Below are 22,462 nucleotides of genomic sequence, written 5' to 3' on the forward strand. Positions count from 1 at the left end.
TAATTGAGAAGATGTGAGGTGCAACGATGAAAATTGCGCTACTTATGGTAGTTAGTATGTTGTCAGTTGTCATTGCAAGTCACGTAGAACCATCCAGTGAAGAAGTCATCCTTGAAGCCGATGAAAAAGACGATGAAGGCACTTTATAATTGTTATTCTACAATGTTTTTGTTCTGCCGCTTTGCCAGTGACAAATAATCATAGGCTTTCTCGTAATTGCTATTGACATAGTAATAGTCTGATACCTCGTGAGCCAACTCAATGAGCTCGATTTGGATTCCGAATTTCTTTAATTGTTGAAAGCCTTCCTGAATCATCCCATCATGAAAAGGTTTATATAAGAACACACCTCTAGATATCATACTTTTTGCACGAAACTCTTCAAACCGTTTGTGATCTTTTGTAAGCGCCTCTTCAATTTTATGTAATAATTGATCCCCTTCTTTTTGTTTACCTTGTCGAAAGCACGAATTTGCAAGCCGATAGAGGGTGTCCGCTTGGAATTCTAGTCGTAATTCTTCATCAACGTTCAACGCCATCTTAAACCTCTGTTCTGCATCATTGTTGTAATGAAAAAGGTAGTCATTTTTAGCGATGCTTTGATATAAAACTGCACGCTGGCGGTCTTTAAGTCCTTGAATGGTAAGTGCATCTTCGAATGTGGATTTTGCTTTTTCATAATAGCCAGTTTTTGAATAAATGTTCCCGATCAGCACTAGCGCACGAATGGTTTTTTTCGTAGATGCATGACTTTTCTTATATGTGTCGTAGGCTTTTATGGCATAGTTTAAGGCTGTTATGCTTTCTCCTAGATGATTGAACGTGTTCGCTTGTCGAAGATAAAAGTTGGCTTGATCAATATCGCATAACACACCAAGCTGTTTTTCAGCGGCGGTGTAATGCTTTAACGCTTTATAATAGTTTTTGGAGTGATTAAGTAGCGTACCTTCCATATAATGATAAAGGTACATCAGTGTTTGTTCTGAATCCTTTTCTGAAGAAGGCTGCTCTTGAAAAGGTTCATTTGGATGGTTGTTTTGTTTTTCGCTTTTTGAGAGCATCATTTGGTGTTTAGAATAAAGCAAGTTGTAATAGGATTTTGTTTGTGGATCTAAATGTAGGAATGGTAGATTTTCAGTAAGCTGATCTCGGATCTGAGCGGCTTTTTCAAGATCATTTAGAGATAAACAATGTAGCCAAGAACCTAAGTCTTTTATGATTTCATATTCTTCAGTCAAGTTTAAATGCTCCTTTCCTGTGTAACTCCATGAATAATCGCACTTTCTATATATTTAACTAGCATAATACAACAAAAATCTCTCGAATAAAATATATTCTGGTAGTTTAAGGAATATTAGATAGGATTCGACAGCGGTTGTCTAAAACGAGACTGAATGATGTCGTAATTTAAATGGGTGATGAATTTTGTCTAACGAAGTAAACGTTCATAAGGAGGAATAATAGGGCGAACTAAACGCTACTTAATTAAACGAAGGAGGTAGTGCGATGAAGCATTCTCTGAGAGAAATTGCCTTTGATGGCAGAGTTTATCGATGGCAGAAATCATTTGTATTTATTGTGTTATATACAATCGTATTCATTATAGGTTATTTCACCGATTTAGTAGCAATTTTGTATGGAACAACGTTGACAGCTTCAGTCGTTGCTTCCATTATTCTTCTTTTATCGATCCTTTTATATCGCCATAACAAACCTCGCGGAGAAGTGATCAAAGATGGCGTTGGTCTTGCAGTTTGTGTGATTATTCTTATCGTTTTTTTGAATCTCTAACACTGAACAGAGGGGAATCAAAGTGTCTAAACAAGTGTTATTCGTTCATAGTGCAGGTCCCCAAAATGCTCACGAAGGAAGTGACGCTTTTAAAGCATCACTCGTTCAACAACTAAGCAATGATTATCAATGGGTGGCCCCGCCAATGCCGTTTCCAGAGGATCCAACGTATGCTCAATGGAAATCTGTTCTAGACGAATCCTTTGCATCGCTAAATGATGATGTAATCTTAATTGGACATTCGTTAGGAGGATCAGTGTTGTTGAAATACCTTTCGGAAGAAACGTGTCATGTCTCCATTTCTACTTTGTGTTTGATCGCATCGCCATTTTGGGGTGTGGATCAATGGAGACGAAAGGACTTTGTGTTAGCAGAGGACTTCGAATCAAGGCTGCCAAACATTCCTCATATCTATTTCTATCAAAGCAAAAGTGATGAACAAGTACCAGAAACTCATATGACGTATTATGCAGAAAGAATTCAAAGCTTGCACATGAGAATGCTTTCAGGAAATGATCATCTGTTTCAAAACGGGTTGCCTGAATTGGTTACTGATTTAAAGCAGCTGCAATAACCACTGTATGATACTTCGTAGTTGATTCACGTAAGACGTTCGTTCTAAACTAAGAAGACAGATTACAGATTAATCCCAACACATAAAGATATAGTAGAGGAGTAATGCATGAACTGTTTATTACTAGGCGCCACAGGAAGAGTAGGAAGTCATGTCGTAAATCATGCTCTAAAAGAAAATCACTACGTGACACTCTTGGTGCGAACACCAGAGAATGTTCAAAGTACGCATGAAAATTTAACGATTATAAATGGAAATGTCTTAAATAAAGCTGATATTACTCGTGCTATGAAAGGTATGGACTTTGTCATTAGTGCACTCAATACAGATGGTTCAACGACATTGTCACAGAGCATGCCACTCATTATAGACGCCATGAAAGAAGAGGGAGTAAGGCGAATCATTACGGTAGGTACTGCTGGTATTTTGCAAAGCAGATCATCACCTGAATTGCTTCGTTATCAATCCAGTGAATCAAAGCGCAAATTAACTCGAGCAGCAGAAGATCATCACCGAGCTTACGAATGGTTGAAGACGTCGGGTCTCGATTGGACGATCGTTTGTCCAACCTATTTACCAGATGGGGAGTACACTGGACAGTATCGAGTAGAACGTGACTTCTTGCCAGAAGAAGGAGCGAAAATATCTGTACCTGACACGGCAGAATTCACATGGAAGCAAGTTGACTGTGATCAGTACATAGGAGCAAGAGTAGGAATCGCCTATTAATAGAGGCATATCTGTTAACCATGTTAGATTGCATATGAAAAAGTTCTCCAGATAATTAGTGCACTTTTGGCGACAAATGCTAACAAATTGAGTAGTAGTACATGATTGATGAAATTATTCGCGCGGTTCTAGTTATGCATATTTGCATAACTAGAACCGTGCTTTTTTGTGGTTAGACTGCATTAGTAAGTTGGCAAGCTTTTTGCAAGTTCAATTCTTTTAAATAGATACACGCAAAAGGAGAGAAGGGAATGAAAGAAGCAAAGCAACCGACATTGCTTGTAGCGCTTTTGCCAATTGCCTTTATGATTGTGGCATTAGTCGTTGCGATTGGGGGATACGGTGCAGATCCACATTTTCCACTGTTTATTAGTGCAGTAGTTGCTGTCATTATTGCGATGGCTCTAGGTCACACGTGGAAAACATTAGAATCGGGGATGTTGAAAGCGATTGGACTTGCCATGCAAGCGATTATCATTTTAATTATTATTGGAACGATTATCGCGTATTGGATTGCTGGGGGAATTGTACCAACGATGATTTATTACGGATTGAGCATTTTATCTCCTGGCTATTTTCTTGTTGCTGCTTGTATTATCTGTTGTGTCGTTTCGTTAGCTGGAGGTAATGCTTGGACAGCTGCGGGTACGATTGGTATTGCTTTAATGGGTGTTGGTGAAGGGCTCGGAATGAATCCAGCGATGGTTGCGGGAGCAATTATTTCAGGTGTTTACTTTGGAGATAAAATATCACCGCTCTCTGAGACGACAAACTTAGCGCCAGGGGTGCTCGGGGTGAATTTGTTTGAGCACATTCGTCATCTCCTTTATACGACGATTCCCGCACTGATTATTTCGTTGATCATTTATACGATCATGGGCTTTTTCTTACATCAATCTGGATCGGATACGTCTCAAATTGCGCATCTGCAACAAAATTTAACAGAATTGTTTACGATCACACCGTGGTTACTTCTCGTTCCTCTGATCGTTATTATTCTCATGATCATGAAAACCCCTGCAATTCCAGCGCTCGTCATTGGTTCAGTACTTGGGCTAATCTGTGCTATTTTTGTTCAAGGGGTAGCGTTTGAAGATACAATCGGCATGCTTGTTGAAGGCTATGTCGTCGAAACGGGTGATGAGGCTGTCGACAACTTATTAACGAACGGTGGCGTTGAAGCGATGATGTGGACCGTTTCGTTAATCATTATCGCGATGAGCTTTGGAGGGATATTGGAGTCTGCAGGGTTTTTCAAGGCGATTGTTGAAAGTCTGATGCGTCTTGCGAAATCTACAGGAAGTTTAATTGCAACGACAGTAGCAACTGCTTTTGCATCGAATGTCGTTGGGTGTGATCAATATTTGAGTATTATTTTACCGGCGCGAATGTATGAAGGTGAGTACAGAAAACGTCGCTTAAAATTAAAGAACTTATCACGAACGGTTGAAGATGCAGGAACGATGACATCACCATTAATTCCTTGGAACACGTGTGGAGCCTTTATGTTTGCAACGCTTGGTGTAAGCGCGTTTAGTTATGCGCCGTACGCATTTTTGGCGTTGTTAAGTCCAATTATAGCGATTATTTATGGTTATATAGGCTTTACAATTGAGTATGAAGAGGATGAACCGACAACAGAAAGTAAGCAAGCTAGTTAGATAATTTATCAACAATTCTAACAATCTCTCTACTTTTTTAGTATACTGATAGAAAGGGAGAGTTTTGTTATGTTAATGGAACAATTGCGACCAATTTACACCATTCCTGAACATTCCGATGAAATAACAGAATACTTACAAGAGTGCAAAGAGCCGTTCCTTTTCTTGGAAAAGGATAATCAACTGCAAGCCTATGTCGAGTTGAAAGATAGTGACGGTATTCAGTCGCGCAAAGACTTAGAGTTAGTCTCTACATCCATGCACAATGTCGGGGTGATTCAACCGGATCAATCGTTTACACTTCCGTTGATATTTCATTTAATGGGTGAGCCGATTGTGATTGTTCATGATGAATCAGAGTCACCAATTGGATTCATTGAACGAGAAGATGTGTTAATTGAGCTGTTTCAACGAGAACATCATAACGCGAATCTACTAAAAATTCTGTTGTCTTCAATTCCAATGGGAATGTTCATCGTTGATAAAAACGAGCGCATTATGAATAGTAATGATAAGGCTCTACAGATGATTCGATCGACACATAATCAAGTTGTCGGTAAATCAGCTGGTGAAGTGTTTCAACAAAATCACGTACATCGTGTGTTTACATACGGCGAAACGCTTCTGAATCAAATCCTCATTACAGATGAAATGGGCATCCTCGTCGACTATAGCCCGATTAAGAATGGAACTGGAGAAGTAGAAGGGGCAATAATCATCGTTCAAGATCTGCCAATGTTGAACAGATGGCAATGGAAATAGAATTTGTGAAAGATTTGAACCGGGATTTAAATGCGGTTTTGTCCACGATGTATGATGAGGTATTAATTGTCGATAAAGACGGCACATTGCTACGCCATAGCGACAAATATATTGAAGGATTATGGCCTGATGGGATCGATGCACTAGTTGGTAAGAATTTATTAGAAATTGATTTACAAGGGTTACCTCCATCGGTGACAAAGCTCGTCTTAAAACAACAAAAGAAAGTGTCTGTCGTTCAAGAGATTCCTTCGGGTGACAAAGTGCTTGCGATTGGAAACCCCGTATTTAATGCAAGAGGAGAACTTGAACGAATTATTATTGCCTCAAGGGACATAACAGAGAATATTCAGTTGAAATCAGAGTTAAGGCAAACGAAGGCTATCTCAAATCGTTATAAGGAAGAACTAGAAAGTCTAAAGAATCAACAAACCCCAAAGCATACGCTCATCTACGCAAGTGAGAAAATGGAGAGAATCATGAAGAACATCGAAAAATTATCGATGTTCTCGTCGACAGTGCTCATTCACGGGGAAACGGGTGTTGGGAAAGAACTGATTGCGAAATCCATTCATGAGAAAAGTGCAAGAAATAGCGAACCGTTTTTAGCGTTAAATTGTGGCTCTATTCCTGAGACGCTCCTCGAAAGTGAGCTGTTCGGTTACACGAAAGGATCATTCACTGGTGCTGATTCTAAGGGAAAGCCGGGCTATTTTCAGCAGGCAGATCGCGGTGTGCTTTTTCTTGATGAGATTGGTGATATTCCAATGTCATTACAAGTGAAGTTGCTTCGTGTCTTACAAGAAGGGGAAGTCGTGCCCATCGGTTCACAAACGCCAATTCCTGTTGATGTGCAGATTATTGCGGCTACGCATCGGGATTTGGAAGCGATGGTTCAAGATGGAAGCTTTCGTGAAGATTTGTTCTACCGCATTAATGTCGTGCCCATCCATGTGCCATCATTACGTGAGCGATCTGATGATATTCCACTGTTAGCGTACCACTTTATACGAAAGCTAAATGAGCGTTATCAGATGCGCCATTCGTTCTCGCCCGATGCACTTAGCTTACTTGAGACGTACGCATGGCCTGGAATATTCGCGAACTTCAAAATGTCGTCGAGCGATTGTTTGTGACTGCAGACGATGATTTAATTTCAGCAGAAGCAGCTAGCCAGTTTTTACGTGTCGAAAAAGTAATGAAACCGTCAGCAACATCACCGGTTTTGGCTTCTGTTATGCCTTTAAATGACGCAAAGCAACTCATTGAGAACCAATTGTTGCGTCTTGCGATGGAACAATTTAAGACAACGACAAAAGCAGCGAGAGCATTAGGATTAGTCAATCGGCTGTTAGTCGAAAATGGGCAAAGCTACAAAGCGAAACACCTGCAAGAGAGTAAGTTGTGCAGGTGTTTCGTTGTACATGTATGCATCGAATCATCAATTATGCAATTATGCATAATTGATGAAGTGGATTTATGCGTGAATGAGTAAGGTTTTATGTTGGCATAAGAATTGCATTTTAAACTAGGTATAGATTGCATACTTAGGAGGCGTTTTTTCATGGTTAAAACTGTAGCAAACGATGTTCATACATTAATTGAGCATGATAAAAAGCATTATATTCATCCGACATCTTCACCGAAGCTGCAACAAGAAGAAGGAACGCCGCTTATTTTCACGAGTGGCGAAGGTGTTTACGCCAACAGTAAAGACGGAAAGCGATATTTTGATGGGTTATCCATGCTTTGGAATGTAAATATCGGCCATGGTCGTAAAGAACTTGCGACAGCGGCGTATGAACAAATGACTCAAATGGCTTATGCTTCTTCCTTTAAAGGTTACTCAAATGAACCAGCGATTAAATTAGCAGAAAAACTGGCAAGCATCTCACCAGGCGATTTGAACGCAGTGTTCTACACCTCAGGGGGTTCAGAGTCAAATGATACAGCATTTAAACTGGCTCGTTTTTATTGGGCACAAAAGAACAAGCCCAAAAAGCGCAAGATAATTGCATTGGAGAATGCGTACCACGGTGTAACAATTGGTGCACAAACGGCAACGGCAATCCCGTTGTTCCATAACTTCTCAGAGTCAGGGATTGCAGATGTTCTCCATGCGAAAGCTCATATTACCGCTTGTGAAAACGGTGACAAAAATGACCCGGATTATGAGTCATCGATTCGCGCGACGATTGAGCGTGAAGGTGCTGATACCATTGCTGCTGTTATATTGGAGCCCGTTCAAGGTTCTGGCGGTGTGTATATTCCACCTGCAGGATATTTGGAAGCAGTACGAACACTGTGTAATGAGCATGAAATCTTGTTCATTGCAGATGAAGTCATTTGTGGGTTTGGACGTACAGGAAAGATGTTTAGTGTAGAGCATTGGGGTGTTACACCCGACATGATGAGCATTGCAAAAGGAATTTCGAGTGGCTATGCGCAATTAGGTGGGGTCATGGTTAACGATGCAATTCATACGGTTATTAACGAATATGACGGTGTATTGGCTCACGGGTTTACGTACAGTGGACATCCGACGGCTTGTGCGGTTGCATTAAAGAATATTGAAATCTTAGAAAATGAGAAAATCGTAGAACATACTGCTCAGATGGAGAAAGAGTTACTTGCACAATTAAAGAAACTAGAAGACAAACATGCTCACGTTGCCAATAGTCGTTCGATCGGTATGTTAGCGGCATTTGAAGTCGTAAAGAATGCTGAAACGGGAGAACGCTTCGCTGAAGATGTTGCACCTGCAGTCAAAGTCGTTGATGAATGCTTTGAACGCCAACTTATTTTACGAGCATTAGGTCCGAATCGAGATGTAATTGCGATTGCACCGCCGTTAACGATTACTAAAGAAGAGATTGCGGAAATGATTTCGATCATCGATGAGGCATTAACAGCCTCCTTTTAATCCATGAAAAGGAAGTGAAATGATGATTAAACGTTTAACGTTAGCAGGGTCTGCAAGAGAAATCGGCAAGAAACACGGTGAGCTTGGAAAAGAACAAGTTTTTCAAAGTTTGGATTTATACGAGCGCCTTTTCCATGAATATCAAAACATCACGTGGCAAGAAGCACGTGAGCGGGCGCTCGTTCACGTAAAAGCGATTGAAAAGCACGATCCATCGATGTTAGAAGAAATTGAAGGTATTGCATTAGGTGCTGGTGTTGATTTTGAAGACATTTTAGCGTTAAATGCGCGAAGTGAAATTGCTCTAGCGGGTAGTGGACCGAGTTTTTCAGATGGCTGTACAGCGATGTCAGTGTATCCTCCACTAACCAATGACACAATCATTGCCCAAAATTGGGACTGGAAAGGGGAACAAGAGAAAAGCTTGTTGCTCCTTGATATCGAAGCGGTTAATGCGCCAAAAATTACAATGGTAACTGAAGGTGGCATGATCGGCAAAATTGGCTTTAATGAAGCGGGGGTTGGGATTTGTTTTAACGCTCTCATTACAGACAAAAAGTCCGATCAGTTGCCGATTCATCTCGGATTACGGGCTGTGCTTAATTCTTATAGCATGAGTGAAGCCATTGCGAAGATTAAGCAAAAACAAATCGCGGCAGCAGCAAGTTTTCTTATTGGTTATGACAATGGTGAGGACGCTGGAATGAGCGTCAACGTTGAAGTATCACCTTTTGGCATGGATTACGTGAGTGGAGAAGATGGAAGACTTGTTCATACGAACCACGTACTTTCGCAGAAAGTATTGCAAGACTTATCCGATATGAATGAGTTACGTTTCGAAGATTCAATGCTTCGCAAAAAACGTGCAGAACAGCTTATGCTCGGCGCGCTCGTAAATAATGAGCGTATTGATGAAGACACATTTAAATCATGGCTAGGTGATACGTACAACGCACCGAATGCAATCAATCATTTCAAAAACGAAGCGGCACCAACACATCGTCAGATGGAAACGGTCTTTTCTGTTGTGATGAACTTATCAAAGCGTACGATGGATCTTTGTGTCGGCAAACCTAGCGAAAATGAATTTGTATCGATTACTCAGGAGGGGCATTATGGCGTACATTAATGGAGAATGGTTGGAAACGACTGATCAAGAGAATGTGTATAATCCAGCAACAGGAGAGGTGATTGGCTCTGTCTCTGTCGTTGGCGCAAACGAAACGAAAGAAGCGATTCAAGCTGCCAATGAAAGTTTTAAGACGTGGCGTAAGCTACCGGGTGCAACGAGAGGTGCCTATATGGCAAAAGCAGTTGAGATTATGCGCACTCGTGCAGACGAATTGGCTAATACGATTACAAAAGAAAATGGTAAGCCACTTGCTGATGCAAAAGGGGAAGTCACGAGTGGTATTAACTACTTAGAGTGGTATGCAGAAGAGGCGAAGCGTGTGTATGGCGATGTTGTACCAGCATCTCATGAAGACAAGCATCTTATGGTTCTTCGTCAACCTGTCGGAGTCGCAGCGGCAATTACGCCATGGAACTTTCCTTTTTCAATGATAACGAGAAAAATTGCCCCAGCATTGGCTGCGGGGTGTACGGTCGTATTGAAGCCTGCACCGGCTACACCACTTTCTGCGATTAACGTATTTGAATGTTTCCATGAAGCAGGAGTGCCTGCGGGAGTTGTGAATTTAGTCATTGGAGATGCAGAAGCGATTGGTAAAGAAATGACGAGCAGCACAGATGTGAGTAAGCTGACGTTTACGGGATCAACGGCTGTCGGTAAGATGCTCATGCGTGATTCTGCGGCGACAATGAAACGTATGAGTATGGAGCTTGGAGGTCATGCCCCTTTTATCATCTTTGAAGATGCCGATCTTGAAGCAGCGGCAAACGGTGTGCTCATGTCTAAGTTTAGAAATGCAGGTCAGACGTGTATTAGCACAAATCGTGTTTACGTTCAGCAATCGGTTGCTTCAGAGTTTGGAGATCTTTTAGCGCGTAAAGTATCAGAGTTAACGGTTGGTGATGGGACGAAAGAAGGTGTGGATGTTGGTCCTCTAATTAACGATGGTGCGGTTCAGAAAGTGAATGAACATGTTCAAGATGCTTGTTCTAAAGGCGGCAAGGTTTTAAGTGGAGGGAGCATTATCGAAAGTGACGGGAATTTCTTTGAACCGACAGTCATTCAAGGTGCAACCGACACAATGCGGATTGCTACTGAAGAAACGTTCGGACCTGTCGCACCGATCTTCTCATTTGAAACGACGGAAGAAGTCATTGAACGGGCAAATAACAGCCGTTACGGATTAGCAGGGTACTGCTTTACGAATGATCTTAGTCGTGCATATGAAGTGATGAATGAACTTGAATACGGCATTGTTGGCATTAACGACCCGACCCCGATTACCGTTCAAGCACCATTTGGTGGAATAAAAGAAAGTGGAACAGGCAAAGAAGGCGGCAAATATGGGCTTGACGACTATCTCATCGAGAAATTTGTGTCCATAAAAACCAACTAACTCGTGATGGAGGTTGCTTTATGAGTCGTGAACCCAAAATCATCGTTAGGCAGACAACGTTTGCTGATATCGATCAAATCATTACTGTAAATGCGATTGGGTTTGGTATTCCTGAAATTGCTTTTAAAAGAAAACACTTTGAAAGCCAGTTACGAACATTCCCAGAAGGTCAAGTCTGTGTCGAGTATGACGGTAAGATTATCGGTTCTTGTTCAAGTTTAATTATTGATTTTGATGATTATGGAGAAGACCACCGTTTTGAAGACATCGCCGATGACGGATATATTCGCAACCACAATCCAAATGGTCGACATTTGTACGGCATTGAAGTCGTCGTACATCCAGATTATCGCCATATGAAAATTGGCCGTCGCCTATACGAAGCAAGACAACGCATTTGCCAGTTATTTAATCTTGAAAGCATCTTATTTGGCGGACGATTGCCGAACTATTATAAGTATGCGGATCAATTTAGCGCAAAAGAGTATGCTGAAGAAGTAATTAAGAAGAATATTTACGATCCAGTATTAACGTTTCAATTATCGCACGGGTTCAAATTGCGAAAAGTTTTAGCGAGCTACTTGAAACATGACCAGGAATCGTTAGAGTACGCGTCACTCATGGAATGGAAAAACCCTCATTATGTACGGTCTGATGAGGCGTTGTATCAACGTTCATTGCCTGTAACATTTGCAGCAAGCCAATATGAACTTTCTCCAATTTCATCCTTTGAAGATTTTGCAATTCAAGTGGAGAATGACGTGCAAATCGCATTGGAGCACCATGCGCAAGCGATCGTGTTTCCCGAATTGTTAACGTTGCAATGGTTATCGTATCGAGAAGAAACCATTCCTAGCAAACAAGCACGGGCGATTGCTGAAGGTTATGAGAACTACCGTTCATTGTTTCATACCCTTGCAGTTCGTTATAACATGAACATTTTTGCAGGTTCAACCTTTGTAAAAGACGAAGGGACGCTTAAAAATCGAGCGCACCTTTTTCACCGTAATGGGACGGTTGATGTTCAAGACAAACTGCATATAACTGTCGAGGAGGAACGGAAGTATGGTATAGCACCTGGAGATGAACTAAACATCTTTGAAACAGACTTTGGCAAAGTGTCGCTCATGTTAGGGTATGATTTACAGTTCCCAGAAATTGTTAGAATGGCAGTCGGACGTGGTGCACACTGGGTAGTCGTACCTTTTGCAGGCTCAACCCAAGCATCGGCACTTGAAGTGGAGCGAATTGCCAAAGCACGTGCAATCGAAAACCAAATTTTCGTAGTCACATCGTCAATCGTTGGCAGAGTGCCAAATGTGAGTCATAGCAAAACGTATCACGGAGTAACAGGCATCTACTCGCCACTTGCACCGCAACTTTCAACTACCGGTGTGCTAATTGAATCGAACGTTTCAACTGGAGATGTACTCGTTGCAACAACGGATAAAGAAGTGCTTCGCCGAGAGAGAGTCAACGGTAGTTGGAGTCAGCGACGCCAGAGTTTGTATAAGGCATCTGATTTTGAAGTCGTTCATCCATAAGGAGGATTAAGTTTATGCGTATTGGAATCCCAAAAGAAGTAAAGAACAACGAAAACCGTGTAGCCATTACACCAGCGGGTGTGAGTCAATTGAAGTCAGCAGGACACGACGTACATATTGAGACAGAAGCAGGAGTTGCTTCTGGTTTTTCGGACCAAGAGTATCACGTAGCTGGTGCTGTTATTGAACCAACTGCAGCTGATGTTTGGAAGATGGAAATGGTGATGAAAGTTAAAGAACCAGTAGCAAGTGAGTATGATTATTTTTATGAAGGGCTGATTTTGTTTGCCTATCTACATTTAGCAGCAGAGCCTGAGCTTACATCAGCACTCGTTTCAAAGAAAGTGACAGCAATTGCATTTGAAACGGTTGAAAGTGAGAAAAGAACGCTTCCGCTTCTTACACCGATGAGTGAAGTCGCTGGACGGATGGCATCTCAAATTGGTGCTCAGTTTCTCGAGAAGCCTAAAGGCGGGAAGGGAATTTTATTAAGCGGAATTCCTGGTGTGCCTCGTGGTAAAGTAACCGTCATTGGTGGTGGCGTTGTTGGGACTAATGCAGCAAGATCGCAATCGGTCTTGGAGCAAATGTGACAATTCTAGATACGAACCCTGTTCGTTTGCGCGAATTAGATGAGTTGTTTGGTAACCAAGTTACGACAGTGATGAGTAACCCCGTTAGCATTCACGAAAACGTTATTGATTCAGACCTTGTCATCGGAGCCGTATTAATTCCAGGTGCAAAAGCACCTCGTCTCGTCCGTGAATCAACAGTTCAGTTAATGAAAGCTCATTCTGTCATTGTTGATGTGGCAATAGATCAAGGTGGAATTTTTGAAACGGTTGACCGTGTATCTACACACGATGATCCAACGTATACGAAGCACGATGTCGTTCATTACGCTGTTGGGAATATGCCAGGGGCTGTTCCGAGAACGTCTACGATTGGATTAAGTAATGTGACAATTCCTTATGCTGCTCAAATCGCTAATGATTTAGAAAAAGCATTACTTCACAATGTGAATTTACGTAAAGGTTTAAATACGTACCGAGGCCAAATCACATACGAAGCGGTTGCCACAGCGCACGGAAGTAAGTACGAACCATTTGCAGCGGTATAAACACATTTTTACGGGTCACACGAAGCTTATACCTTTCGTGTGATTTTTTGTGCAATATTACTTTGACACAAATAGTAATATTGCATATAATGTATTTTAGGAGGTGAGGTTATGTCTGGAATTTCTACTGATTTGATCCGAGGACATACGGTCACAATTATTCTAAATATACTTCGTCAAGGAGATAGCTATGGCTATGACATTTATAAGAAGATCATTCAATTGAGTGACGATCAATACGAGCTCAAAGAAGCTACGCTTTACACGGCCTTTCGTCGACTTGAGAAAGAAGAGTTGATCACGTCTTATTGGGGTGATGAAACGCAAGGTGGACGAAGGAAGTATTATCGTATAACACCAGAAGGAGAAGAGCGATATGAACAAAATCGACAAGATTGGGATTTTGCAAAAGAAGTCATCAATCAACTTATTAAAGGAGAGATTTTACATGACTGATGCGTTGGATAGAAAGATTGAGACGTACATCAATCATCTATTTAAAAATGTTGGAAGTAGTCAAGAAGCCTTTGAAATGAAAGAAGAATTGTTTTCCAACATGAAGGAGAAGATAAGTGACTACAAGTCACGTGGTCTAGAAGAAGATCAAGCGTTTAAGGAAGCGAAAGCATCACTTGGAGATTTAAGCGGTCTAATTGAAGATTTGCAACGATCTTCACAAGAAGAAGCGAAACACAACATGTATTCATCAAAGTCTGCGCGAATTTCAAAAGTAGGCATTGTCGCTTCTGCAGTCCTCATTTTATTCGGTACACTAACGTCGTTAATGCTCGTGTTTATGGATCTTGAGTCTGTCTCTGTCGTTGGACCGAACATCTTTACAGTTTCAGGTGGCGCGCTTCTCGTTTACAGCATACTAACGATTGAGACTACGAAAAGATATGCCATGCATCAAGGTCGTGCAGCGCTCTATGCTTTAGCAATTGGTACGATGTTGTTCGCGGTATTTGTTGGTTTCTCTGCAGGTGCTGCAACTGGAGAAATGTTCATTGCTATTTCTTCACTTATGGTTTTCTTGATCGCTGGTTTTGCTTTGTGGCTCGGTCTTTTACTATCAGGAAGGTCACGGAAGAAAAAATAAGGGGTAGGTACGATGCTTTCATTTTCTCATCAAAGCTCTACGAAACTAATCGTTGGGACCGACTCAGTTGAACGAGTAGGAAAAGAAATTCGTCAAGTTGGTGGTACGCGAGTTCTGCTTCATTACGGAAGCGATCGCATTAAACAAAATGGATTGTATGATCAAATCACCCAGTGGTTACAACGTGAGGGAATTTCCTATGTTGCACTTGGCGGTGTGAAACCAAATCCGATCCGCTCGCTTGTTCTCGATGGCATTGAGCTTTGTCGGGAGGAAAACGTAGATTTCATTCTTGCTGTCGGCGGCGGAAGTGTCATAGATTCAGCTAAGGCAATTGCAGTGGGCGTGGAGTATGAAGGTGACGTATGGGACTTCTTTAGTGACCAAGCGTCTGTGACGAAGGCGCTTCCGATCGGCGCCTTCGTCACGTTACCTGCATCGGGTTCTGAAGCGAGTGCGGATTGTGTTCTCACTCACGATACATTAGCGTTAAAGCGAGATATGGAGAGCAATGACTACATTCGCCCACAGTTTGCACTTTTAAACCCTGATTTTACGAACAGTTTGAGTAAGAAACAACTTGCGATCGCCTGCACAGATATTTTTTCACATGTGTTTGAACGGTATTTTTCACAGCTTGAGCCCTTACCCTTTGTGCGAGAATGGCAAGAAGCGACGTTGCGATCTATTGTTTCTGTAGCAAAAGAATTAGTTGAAGGTAAAGACGGCGAGAGGACGCGTACGGAAATGATGCTACTTGCTACGGTGGCTCACAATGATTGGTTAAGCTTAGGTGGGATTGAAGGGGATTGGTCAAGCCATGCCATTGAACATGAACTCAGCGGCAAATACGCGGATCTTCCTCACGGTACGGGGCTTGCGGTCGTGATGCCTGCATGGATGAAATATGTGTACAAAAGAAACCCGGAGCGGTTTGCAACATTTGCTCATAACGTGTTCTCGGTTACAGCAACTTCAGATGCTACAGTAGATGCCTACGAAGGAATTAAGCAAGTAGAGGCGTTTCTTACGACGATTGGAATGCCGACAAGCTTACAAGCTGCTAATCTTCCTGCAGGAGGATTTGAAGAAATGGCGAAAAACGCCACTTTATATGGTCCGATCGGTGACCTAGAACAATTATATGATAAAGATATCATACAGATCCTAACCCTTGCACAGAAATAGCCATTCCACAATTGGAATGGCTATTTTTCATTAATGTTCAGGTTGATTTGCATGGGGATCACGATCTTCAAGCAACGGAAAATCGAGAATTTCTTGATTGCCTTCATCAACAAGCCTTGCATTGGTCGCATTAAAGTCGAGTGCGGTTAGAAATACGGCATATTCAAATGCTTGTTGTTGTTCCTCATCCCACTCACTCTCATCGGTAATTGAATAATGAAGTTGTGCTTTACCGTCGTCTTCAATCCAAGCGTCATGCAATTCAATAACGTCTGGAATTGGTGATTCGTAGTAAGCGCCACCCTCAAACGCTTGCAGTTCATGAAGCACTTCTTCGAAATCATCACTTAGGATTGTGTGGTCTGTTGATCTTGTGGGGATTAGAGGGTTCTCATAGTCACTATCAAGTGAAATGCTAGGTCGATAATAACCAACCCCATCGTCCAGTACAACAGGTACTTCGGATAGTTCATCAAGGGGATTTATCATAACGCCAAGTTCGTCTCCAGCGTAGAAGTTCATCTGCTTAGCACCAAACCCATCACTTATGACGTGTAGCATATTCGTAAAAACTAAGCTTTCAGTCGAAGCCATGCTAATACTACCATCAGGAAAGTCTTCGGGGAATGTAAAGTGAATGACGTTGTTATCATCGATTTCAACGTTCGTCAAGTGTTCTGTAATGTGATCTTGAGTAGTGTCACTCGATTGGAATGAATGAGACAGACGGTGTTCAAGATCTGATGCAGATACAGTAATCGCTACGACTGGAATTACACCGTGTTCTTCATCGATAAGCTCATTATAATTAAGCATGATATTTTCTGTAAAAAACAATTCGTCATGTTCTACAGTTTCTTCCTCAGCCACATCGTCCGTTGTCGATGTATCTTCATTATCTTCCTCAGGGGCCGCGTCGACTGTCTCTTCTTTTACTGGCTCGGGGTCTTCATCACTTGCTTCTGTAGTTTCAACAGGATCTGTTGTTGTGTCGTTCATTTCTGAACTGTCGCAAGCCATCGTTAGAAGGAAAGGTAAAGTCGGAACAAAAGCCATGATTTTCTTGTTCAAAATCTTCCCTCTTTTCTACTCGTTTACTCATCGATTCCCTTTGGATTCAACCGATAAACGCAATCCCTTGATTTGTGATACGATACGGGAAACGATTCGTAACGAAAGAGGGATCTAAGCGATGTGGAAGTTCGACCATAGTTATTTGCAGTTACCAGAAACGTTCTATTCTAAGGTAGAGGAAACACCAGTCCAGTCCCCTAAGATGTTTATGTGGAATGATGAATTAGCGAAAGAGATCGGTCTCGATGACCTTCATGAACAAGAAAAGGTCGATGTTTTTTCAGGAAGCGAGCTACCGGAGTCATCAGCAAAGATTGCCCAAGCATACGCAGGTCACCAATTTGGCAATTTCACCATGCTCGGAGATGGTCGTGCGCTGCTGATCGGTGAACAACAAAAACCGAATGGTGAGCGCGTTGACATTCAGTTAAAAGGTTCCGGACGTACGCCATATTCTAGAAGTGGCGATGGACGTGCCGCTTTAAAACCGATGCTTCGAGAATATGTGATCAGCGAAGCGATGCACGGCCTAGGAATCCCAACGACAAGAAGTTTGGCTGTTGTTACAACAGGTGAGCTCGTCCATCGAGAGACCGCGTTACAAGGTGCCATTTTAACCCGCGTTGCGAGTAGTCATTTACGTGTCGGTACGTTTGAGTATGCCCGAGCGCTAAAAGACGATTCAATGCTAAAAGATCTTGCAGACTATGCGATTCAACGTCATACCCCGCAATTTCAAAATGAGGACAACCGTTATGCCTATTTTCTTGACGAAGTGATTAAGCGTCAAGCGAAGCTCGTTAGCCAGTGGCAACTCGTCGGCTTTATTCACGGTGTCATGAACACAGACAATATGACAATTAGTGGAGAAACGATTGATTATGGCCCATGTGCATTCATGGATACGTACGACCCAAGAACGGTGTTTAGTTCAATAGACAAAGACGCACGTTATGCTTACAGCAATCAACCATACATGGCAAATTGGAATTTGGCTCGTCTTGCAGAGGCGTTAGTTCCCCTTTTAAGTGATTCACAGCAAGAAGGTGTTGAGATCGCACAAGAAGCCATTGGCCGTTTCAAAGACTTGTATCAGATTGAAATGCTTCAAGGTATGCGTTCGAAGCTTGGGCTAATGAGTGAGGAAAGTGGAGACGGTGAGCTTATTGGAGAACTGCTGTCGCAAATGGAACAACGTAAGACGGACTTTACGAATACGTTCCGTGCGTTAACATTACGAGAGTGGGCTGAAACAGGCTTATATGGGACGAAGCATTTTGATGATTGGCTTGAGAATTATGAAGCGCGTCTCTCACGTCAAGAAGCGACTAAAGAAGAAGTCATGTCACAAATGAAACGAGTCAACCCAGCGATTATTCCGAGAAACCATATTGTAGAAGATGTGTTACGTCATGCAAATCAGGGGGATTCATCACACCTCATTCAATTTGTTGAGGCGCTAAAGAATCCGTACTCTTATTCAAGTGATCACAATCTGTACACAAAAACGCCAGAAGGTCATCAGCCGTATACAACGTACTGTGGGACGTGAATTTGAGCAGGGTAGATGAGTTCACTCATCTATCCCTGTTTTGTGATGCGTGTTATGATGTTCGTCTGTATATGTTAAGTGAACAGGGGATTTGACAATGAACTTTTACTCGCAATTACGAGCGAATCAACATTACAATAACGAACTTGAACAAGTCATCTTTCGTACGTATCATAAGTTAGCTTCAGAAGCGACATCTTCAAATCGACCAGGTATGCTACTTGGAAACATTCAATCTGGGAAAACGAGAGCATTTATCGGTGTAATTGGTGTAGCATTTGATCGGGATTACGATCTAGCAATTGTATTAACAAAGTCATCAAATGCTTTGCTAAAACAGACGTGTCAACGGTTAATGAGCGAATTTCATAATCCGATTGAAAACGACCAAGCGAGAGTGTACGACATTATGAAGCTACCAAATCGCATTCGAAAATATGAGCGCAATCAAAAACTCATGCTCGTCGTAAAAAAGGAAACGAAGAATTTAGACCGATTACATGAGCTGTTTTTTGAGACGCATCCAGAACTCAAAGATAAACGTATTTTATTTATTGATGATGAAGCAGATTATGCAAGTGTTTCATATCATCATAATCAAGCTTCTAACATTACGGAATTACGAGTCATCTCATCGAAACTTGATCAACTTCGAAAGGGTTTATCGTATTCTTCTTATTTACAAGTAACTGCCACGCCGTACTCGTTGTACTTGCAGCCTGAGGACCGTACGGTTCATGAACAAAAGAGTTACCTCCCTATTCGTCCAGCGTTTACTGAGATTGTGCCGATTCATGATCAGTATGTTGGCAGTAAAACGTATTTTGATAGCGAATTATCAAACACGTTATTCTGGCCAGTCAATGAACAAGAAATAGAAGTCCTAAAAAAACAAGACCGTAGGCGCGTGAAGGAAACGACGCTGTTAACGGCGGGTAATGTGAAAGGACTGCGTCATGCGTTTATTAATTTCATCACCGCAGCTGCAGTTCGGTGGGAACAACAGCGCCACGCCAATGAGCGTTGGAAGAAGTATTCGTTTCTAATTCACACAGACCGTGGGAAAAAAGCGCATGAGTGGCAGGCGGACGTTGTCATAAAGATGGAAGAACAATTTCGACAGCTGATGCACGGTGATGAGTTGGCATTTCAGAAAATCGTGCAAGAGTCATATGAACATGTGATTCAATCGACGACACGTTTTAAGCTACCTTTGAGCACGTGTACGAGTGTGTGAAAAAAGCTTTAAATGATGAGCATCTCGTAACGGAGGTCGTGAACTCAGAACAAGATGTGGAGAATTTGCTCAATCAGCAAGGTGAATTGCGGTTGCATGCACCACTTAATATATTCATAGGTGGTCAAATTCTTGATCGTGGAATCACTGTTCACAACGTCATTGGGTTTTATTACGGTCGAAATCCGAGGAATTTTCAACAAGATACGGTGATGCAGCATTCAAGAATGTACGGTGCAAGAGCAATCGACGACGTTGTTGTAACAAGGTTTTATACGACGCAAAAAATCTACAACGTGATGAAGCGGATGCATGAATTTGATTCTGAGTTACGCAGGTCACTTTCTAAAGAAGGGGAAGACCAGCAAGTCGTCTTTATAGAAAAAGCTGAGAACGAAGACTGATTCCTTGCAGCCCGAACAAGTTATTGCTTTCTGAATTACAAACGTTGACACCTCATAAGCGGATTTTGCCGACAGGCTTTCAAACGGATTATCGTACGAAGATTATTCCGCACGTAAAACGAATCGATCGGTTGTTGCTTCCTTTTGAGGATAGGCAGATTGGAAAGCTTTCGCTTTCTGCCGTCTCTAACATTTTTGATTTGATCAGTGAAACGCTCGTCATGGATGAAGGCTATTCTTTTCACGTTGATGATGTAAAGGCGATGATGGCGTATGCGGCAAAGAAAGACTTTGCTCACATTGTTGTAAAAACGAATCGAAACATCCGACGACTCACAAAAACAGGAGTATACGAGACATCACCGGACACAGCGAGCACAAAGAGCAGTGAATTAAGGGTTGCTCGTCAGTTAGCGAAAACAACACCAGCGATTATTTTCTTGCGTCAAAATGGAAAGGAAGAACACGGATGGAGTGGTACGCCATTTTGGTGGCCAATTATTGTTTTGCCGAGCACGATGACATCAACGATCTACGCTAATAAAACGATCCAGACTCGTTAGAGTTTGGATCGTTTTATGTTCAATTGAATGGCAGTTATTTCTTCGGGCAAGCTATTCATAGACAAGGAGGTTCATGTCATGACACTCGTACGCCTAGGGTATGTAGCGATGAGTCAAGAACTCACGAACGCGTCACCTTCTCAAACGATGACGTTTAAGCAGTTTCAATCAATTGATCACCGTGATGCAGCAATTCGAAAATTAGAGCGAATTGCGTTATCGAATTTAGACAATACGTTGCGCATTTTAAAGCACAATAGAGCTTCTGATATTTCATTTTACCGATTAACGTCTAGGCTTATTCCACTTGCGAATCATGAAGAATTGCTTGATTGGAAATACATGCGTCCTCTTCGTGACAAACTTAGAGAGGTTGGTAAATACATTCATGAACATCAAATGCGCGTGGACTTTCATCCTGATCATTTCGTGCTTTTGAATTCTCAAAAGAAGGAGATCTTTAAAGCTTCCCTTAAAACGCTCGGAATGCATTACAAGTTACTAATAGATGAACATTGACCCTACTCATCGATGTGTGATGCATGTGGGTGGTCTATACAAAGAAAAAGATCGTGCATTAGAACGGTTTATAGATAATTGGGGCGATGTGCCGTCTTCGTTACAGCAGATGATTATGCTAGAAAATGATGATAAATCGTTTACGTTAACTGATACGCTATATCTCTGTGAAAAACTACAAATTCCACTCGTATTTGATTACCATCACCATCTTGCTAATCATCATGATGAGCGTTGGGAAGATCATTGGGAGCGTGTTCTTTCGACGTGGGAGATGTCGCCTTTACCAGTGAAAATGCACATATCAAGTCCAAAAAGTGAGGAACAATTCCGAGCACATCATGATTTTGTGCAACCTGACCTATTTTTCGAGTTTTTACATACGATTAAAGGAACTGTAAAGCAAATTGACTGCATGATTGAAGCAAAACAAAAAGACAGTGCCTTGTTTACGTTAATGAATCATCTCAAACTAAGAGATGATGTGGAAGTTATCGATGGCGCAAGCTTTAGAATGTTATGACTTTTTGTTGACAGCGTCCTTCTTAATTATATAACATAATAGAAGAAGCCGTTTTGAGATCATGATATTGTAAGGTGGTGCAATCATTGTGAGTTCTACTCGTGAAGAAGAAGTGATGAAGGTTTTAGGTACGGTTGATGATCCGGAGCTTGCAGGAGTACGAATTCGAGATTTGGGCATGGTCCATGAAGTTGCCGTTTGCGGTGAAGATGTACGCGTCATTCTCGTGCCAACATTTGTCGGGTGCCCTGCGCTCACGATTATTGAGAAGAACGTCAAAGAAGCGTTATGCACATTACCTTGGATCGCATCGTGTGACGTATCATTTTCATTCGAAACGATGTGGTCAACCGAACAATTAACAGATGAAGGAAAAGAAAACTTGAAGAAAAATGGGATTGCGCCTCCTCCAACGGATTATGTGGAAGGCGAAGAATGGCACGTCGATTGTCCTTACTGTGATTCCTCATATGTTTCGATGGATAACGTATTTGGTCCGACTGCTTGTCGGTCAATTTTATATTGTCGCAGTTGTCGGAATCCATTTGAAGCGATGAAGCCTGTTGTCCCTTTTGCGTTAAACAATGCTCTTTCATAAGAAAGGGCTTTTTTTATTCCCTTTTTGTCTGCATGTAGTACACTAAATCACAACGATGATTAAGGGGAGAACG

At 41.8% G+C, this 22,462-nt stretch carries 19 protein-coding genes and 3 pseudogenes; 20 read left to right on the forward strand and 2 right to left on the reverse strand.

The window, feature by feature from the left end:
• Window positions 1-26: 26 nt before the first annotated feature.
• Window positions 27-149 carry a hypothetical protein gene (locus JCM19038_RS24530; protein ID WP_255343386.1) on the forward strand — a complete coding sequence of 41 codons (123 nt, stop codon included), beginning with the start codon at window positions 27-29 and terminating at the stop codon, window positions 147-149.
• A gap of 3 nt (window positions 150-152) precedes the next feature.
• On the opposite strand, the gene JCM19038_RS14190 is transcribed toward JCM19038_RS24530, so the two are convergent.
• A complete protein-coding gene (locus JCM19038_RS14190; RefSeq protein WP_042419219.1) occupies window positions 153-1,238 on the reverse strand; it encodes a lipopolysaccharide assembly protein LapB in 1,086 nt (361 codons plus the stop codon).
• A 268-nt stretch (window positions 1,239-1,506) separates the two neighbouring features.
• On the opposite strand from JCM19038_RS14190, the gene JCM19038_RS14195 reads away from it, so the two are divergent.
• From JCM19038_RS14195 to JCM19038_RS14255, 13 genes and pseudogenes are all read left to right on the forward strand, one after another.
• Window positions 1,507-1,791, forward strand: a complete 285-nt coding sequence (locus JCM19038_RS14195; RefSeq protein WP_042419222.1) for a hypothetical protein — start codon at window positions 1,507-1,509, stop codon at window positions 1,789-1,791.
• Between the two features lie 22 nt (window positions 1,792-1,813).
• On the forward strand, window positions 1,814-2,365 hold the full coding sequence (locus JCM19038_RS14200; protein WP_042419224.1) for an alpha/beta fold hydrolase: 552 nt from the start codon (window positions 1,814-1,816) through the stop codon (window positions 2,363-2,365).
• A gap of 108 nt (window positions 2,366-2,473) precedes the next feature.
• On the forward strand, window positions 2,474-3,094 hold the full coding sequence (locus tag JCM19038_RS14205) for an NAD(P)-dependent oxidoreductase (RefSeq protein ID WP_042419226.1): 621 nt from the start codon (window positions 2,474-2,476) through the stop codon (window positions 3,092-3,094).
• A 251-nt stretch (window positions 3,095-3,345) separates the two neighbouring features.
• Window positions 3,346-4,755, forward strand: coding sequence for a Na+/H+ antiporter NhaC (nhaC, locus tag JCM19038_RS14210; protein WP_042419229.1), 1,410 nt, complete (start codon window positions 3,346-3,348; stop codon window positions 4,753-4,755).
• Between the two features lie 69 nt (window positions 4,756-4,824).
• Window positions 4,825-6,918 (forward strand): annotated as a pseudogene (locus JCM19038_RS25110) (sigma 54-interacting transcriptional regulator).
• Between the two features lie 163 nt (window positions 6,919-7,081).
• The gene (locus tag JCM19038_RS14220) at window positions 7,082-8,440 is read left to right on the forward strand and encodes an aspartate aminotransferase family protein (protein WP_042419232.1); all 1,359 of its coding nucleotides are present in this window, start codon (window positions 7,082-7,084) and stop codon (window positions 8,438-8,440) included.
• A 22-nt stretch (window positions 8,441-8,462) separates the two neighbouring features.
• A complete protein-coding gene (locus tag JCM19038_RS14225; RefSeq protein WP_052361695.1) occupies window positions 8,463-9,569 on the forward strand; it encodes a C45 family peptidase in 1,107 nt (368 codons plus the stop codon).
• Window positions 9,556-10,968, forward strand: coding sequence for an NAD-dependent succinate-semialdehyde dehydrogenase (locus JCM19038_RS14230; RefSeq protein ID WP_081831811.1), 1,413 nt, complete (start codon window positions 9,556-9,558; stop codon window positions 10,966-10,968). Before JCM19038_RS14225 ends, JCM19038_RS14230 begins: the two co-directional genes overlap by 14 nt.
• A 20-nt stretch (window positions 10,969-10,988) precedes the next feature.
• The gene (locus JCM19038_RS14235) at window positions 10,989-12,512 is read left to right on the forward strand and encodes a GNAT family N-acetyltransferase (protein ID WP_042419242.1); all 1,524 of its coding nucleotides are present in this window, start codon (window positions 10,989-10,991) and stop codon (window positions 12,510-12,512) included.
• Window positions 12,513-12,526: 14 nt separating this feature from the next.
• A pseudogene (ald, locus tag JCM19038_RS14240) lies at window positions 12,527-13,632 on the forward strand (alanine dehydrogenase).
• A 111-nt stretch (window positions 13,633-13,743) separates the two neighbouring features.
• On the forward strand, window positions 13,744-14,088 hold the full coding sequence (locus JCM19038_RS14245; protein WP_042419245.1) for a PadR family transcriptional regulator: 345 nt from the start codon (window positions 13,744-13,746) through the stop codon (window positions 14,086-14,088).
• Complete coding sequence (locus JCM19038_RS14250; protein ID WP_042419247.1) at window positions 14,081-14,731, forward strand: permease prefix domain 1-containing protein; 651 nt, start codon at window positions 14,081-14,083, stop codon at window positions 14,729-14,731. The genes JCM19038_RS14245 and JCM19038_RS14250 overlap by 8 nt, the downstream gene beginning before the upstream one ends.
• Window positions 14,732-14,743: 12 nt before the next feature.
• Window positions 14,744-15,919 carry an iron-containing alcohol dehydrogenase gene (locus JCM19038_RS14255; protein WP_042419250.1) on the forward strand — a complete coding sequence of 392 codons (1,176 nt, stop codon included), beginning with the start codon at window positions 14,744-14,746 and terminating at the stop codon, window positions 15,917-15,919.
• Window positions 15,920-15,949: 30 nt separating this feature from the next.
• Here the strand turns inward: JCM19038_RS14255 and JCM19038_RS14260 are convergent, their stop codons facing one another.
• A complete protein-coding gene (locus JCM19038_RS14260; protein WP_042419253.1) occupies window positions 15,950-16,990 on the reverse strand; it encodes a hypothetical protein in 1,041 nt (346 codons plus the stop codon).
• Between the two features lie 121 nt (window positions 16,991-17,111).
• On the opposite strand from JCM19038_RS14260, the gene JCM19038_RS14265 reads away from it, so the two are divergent.
• The 6 genes and pseudogenes from JCM19038_RS14265 to paaD all read left to right on the forward strand — a co-directional run bounded on the left by JCM19038_RS14265 (window position 17,112) and on the right by paaD (window position 22,389).
• Window positions 17,112-18,545 (forward strand): YdiU family protein, encoded by a 1,434-nt coding sequence (locus JCM19038_RS14265; RefSeq protein ID WP_042419255.1) that lies wholly within the window; start codon window positions 17,112-17,114, stop codon window positions 18,543-18,545.
• A gap of 97 nt (window positions 18,546-18,642) precedes the next feature.
• Window positions 18,643-19,782 carry a hypothetical protein gene (locus JCM19038_RS21055; RefSeq protein ID WP_052361697.1) on the forward strand — a complete coding sequence of 380 codons (1,140 nt, stop codon included), beginning with the start codon at window positions 18,643-18,645 and terminating at the stop codon, window positions 19,780-19,782.
• Window positions 19,779-20,186 carry a Z1 domain-containing protein gene (locus JCM19038_RS21060; RefSeq protein WP_052361699.1) on the forward strand — a complete coding sequence of 136 codons (408 nt, stop codon included), beginning with the start codon at window positions 19,779-19,781 and terminating at the stop codon, window positions 20,184-20,186. Before JCM19038_RS21055 ends, JCM19038_RS21060 begins: the two co-directional genes overlap by 4 nt.
• A 44-nt stretch (window positions 20,187-20,230) precedes the next feature.
• A complete protein-coding gene (locus JCM19038_RS21065) occupies window positions 20,231-20,749 on the forward strand; it encodes a hypothetical protein (protein WP_152549460.1) in 519 nt (172 codons plus the stop codon).
• A 78-nt stretch (window positions 20,750-20,827) separates the two neighbouring features.
• Window positions 20,828-21,791 (forward strand): annotated as a pseudogene (gene uvsE / locus JCM19038_RS14275) (UV DNA damage repair endonuclease UvsE).
• 88 nt (window positions 21,792-21,879) lie between these two features.
• Window positions 21,880-22,389 carry a 1,2-phenylacetyl-CoA epoxidase subunit PaaD gene (gene paaD, locus JCM19038_RS14280; RefSeq protein WP_238554430.1) on the forward strand — a complete coding sequence of 170 codons (510 nt, stop codon included), beginning with the start codon at window positions 21,880-21,882 and terminating at the stop codon, window positions 22,387-22,389.
• Window positions 22,390-22,462: the final 73 nt, after the last annotated feature.

The sequence above is a fragment of the Geomicrobium sp. JCM 19038 genome (assembly GCF_000698125.1).
Taxonomy (GTDB): domain Bacteria; phylum Bacillota; class Bacilli; order Bacillales; family Marinococcaceae; genus Geomicrobium_A.

Coding starts and splice junctions, on each gene's coding strand:
- JCM19038_RS24530 (WP_255343386.1), top strand. CDS start 27: ATGAAAATTGCGCTACTTATGGTAGTTAGTATGTTGTCAGTTGTCATT.
- JCM19038_RS14195 (WP_042419222.1), top strand. CDS start 1,507: ATGAAGCATTCTCTGAGAGAAATTGCCTTTGATGGCAGAGTTTATCGA.
- JCM19038_RS14205 (WP_042419226.1), top strand. CDS start 2,474: ATGAACTGTTTATTACTAGGCGCCACAGGAAGAGTAGGAAGTCATGTC.
- nhaC (WP_042419229.1), top strand. CDS start 3,346: ATGAAAGAAGCAAAGCAACCGACATTGCTTGTAGCGCTTTTGCCAATT.
- JCM19038_RS14220 (WP_042419232.1), top strand. CDS start 7,082: ATGGTTAAAACTGTAGCAAACGATGTTCATACATTAATTGAGCATGAT.
- JCM19038_RS14225 (WP_052361695.1), top strand. CDS start 8,463: ATGATTAAACGTTTAACGTTAGCAGGGTCTGCAAGAGAAATCGGCAAG.
- JCM19038_RS14230 (WP_081831811.1), top strand. CDS start 9,556: ATGGCGTACATTAATGGAGAATGGTTGGAAACGACTGATCAAGAGAAT.
- JCM19038_RS14235 (WP_042419242.1), top strand. CDS start 10,989: ATGAGTCGTGAACCCAAAATCATCGTTAGGCAGACAACGTTTGCTGAT.
- JCM19038_RS14245 (WP_042419245.1), top strand. CDS start 13,744: ATGTCTGGAATTTCTACTGATTTGATCCGAGGACATACGGTCACAATT.
- JCM19038_RS14250 (WP_042419247.1), top strand. CDS start 14,081: ATGACTGATGCGTTGGATAGAAAGATTGAGACGTACATCAATCATCTA.
- JCM19038_RS14255 (WP_042419250.1), top strand. CDS start 14,744: ATGCTTTCATTTTCTCATCAAAGCTCTACGAAACTAATCGTTGGGACC.
- JCM19038_RS14265 (WP_042419255.1), top strand. CDS start 17,112: ATGTGGAAGTTCGACCATAGTTATTTGCAGTTACCAGAAACGTTCTAT.
- JCM19038_RS21055 (WP_052361697.1), top strand. CDS start 18,643: ATGAACTTTTACTCGCAATTACGAGCGAATCAACATTACAATAACGAA.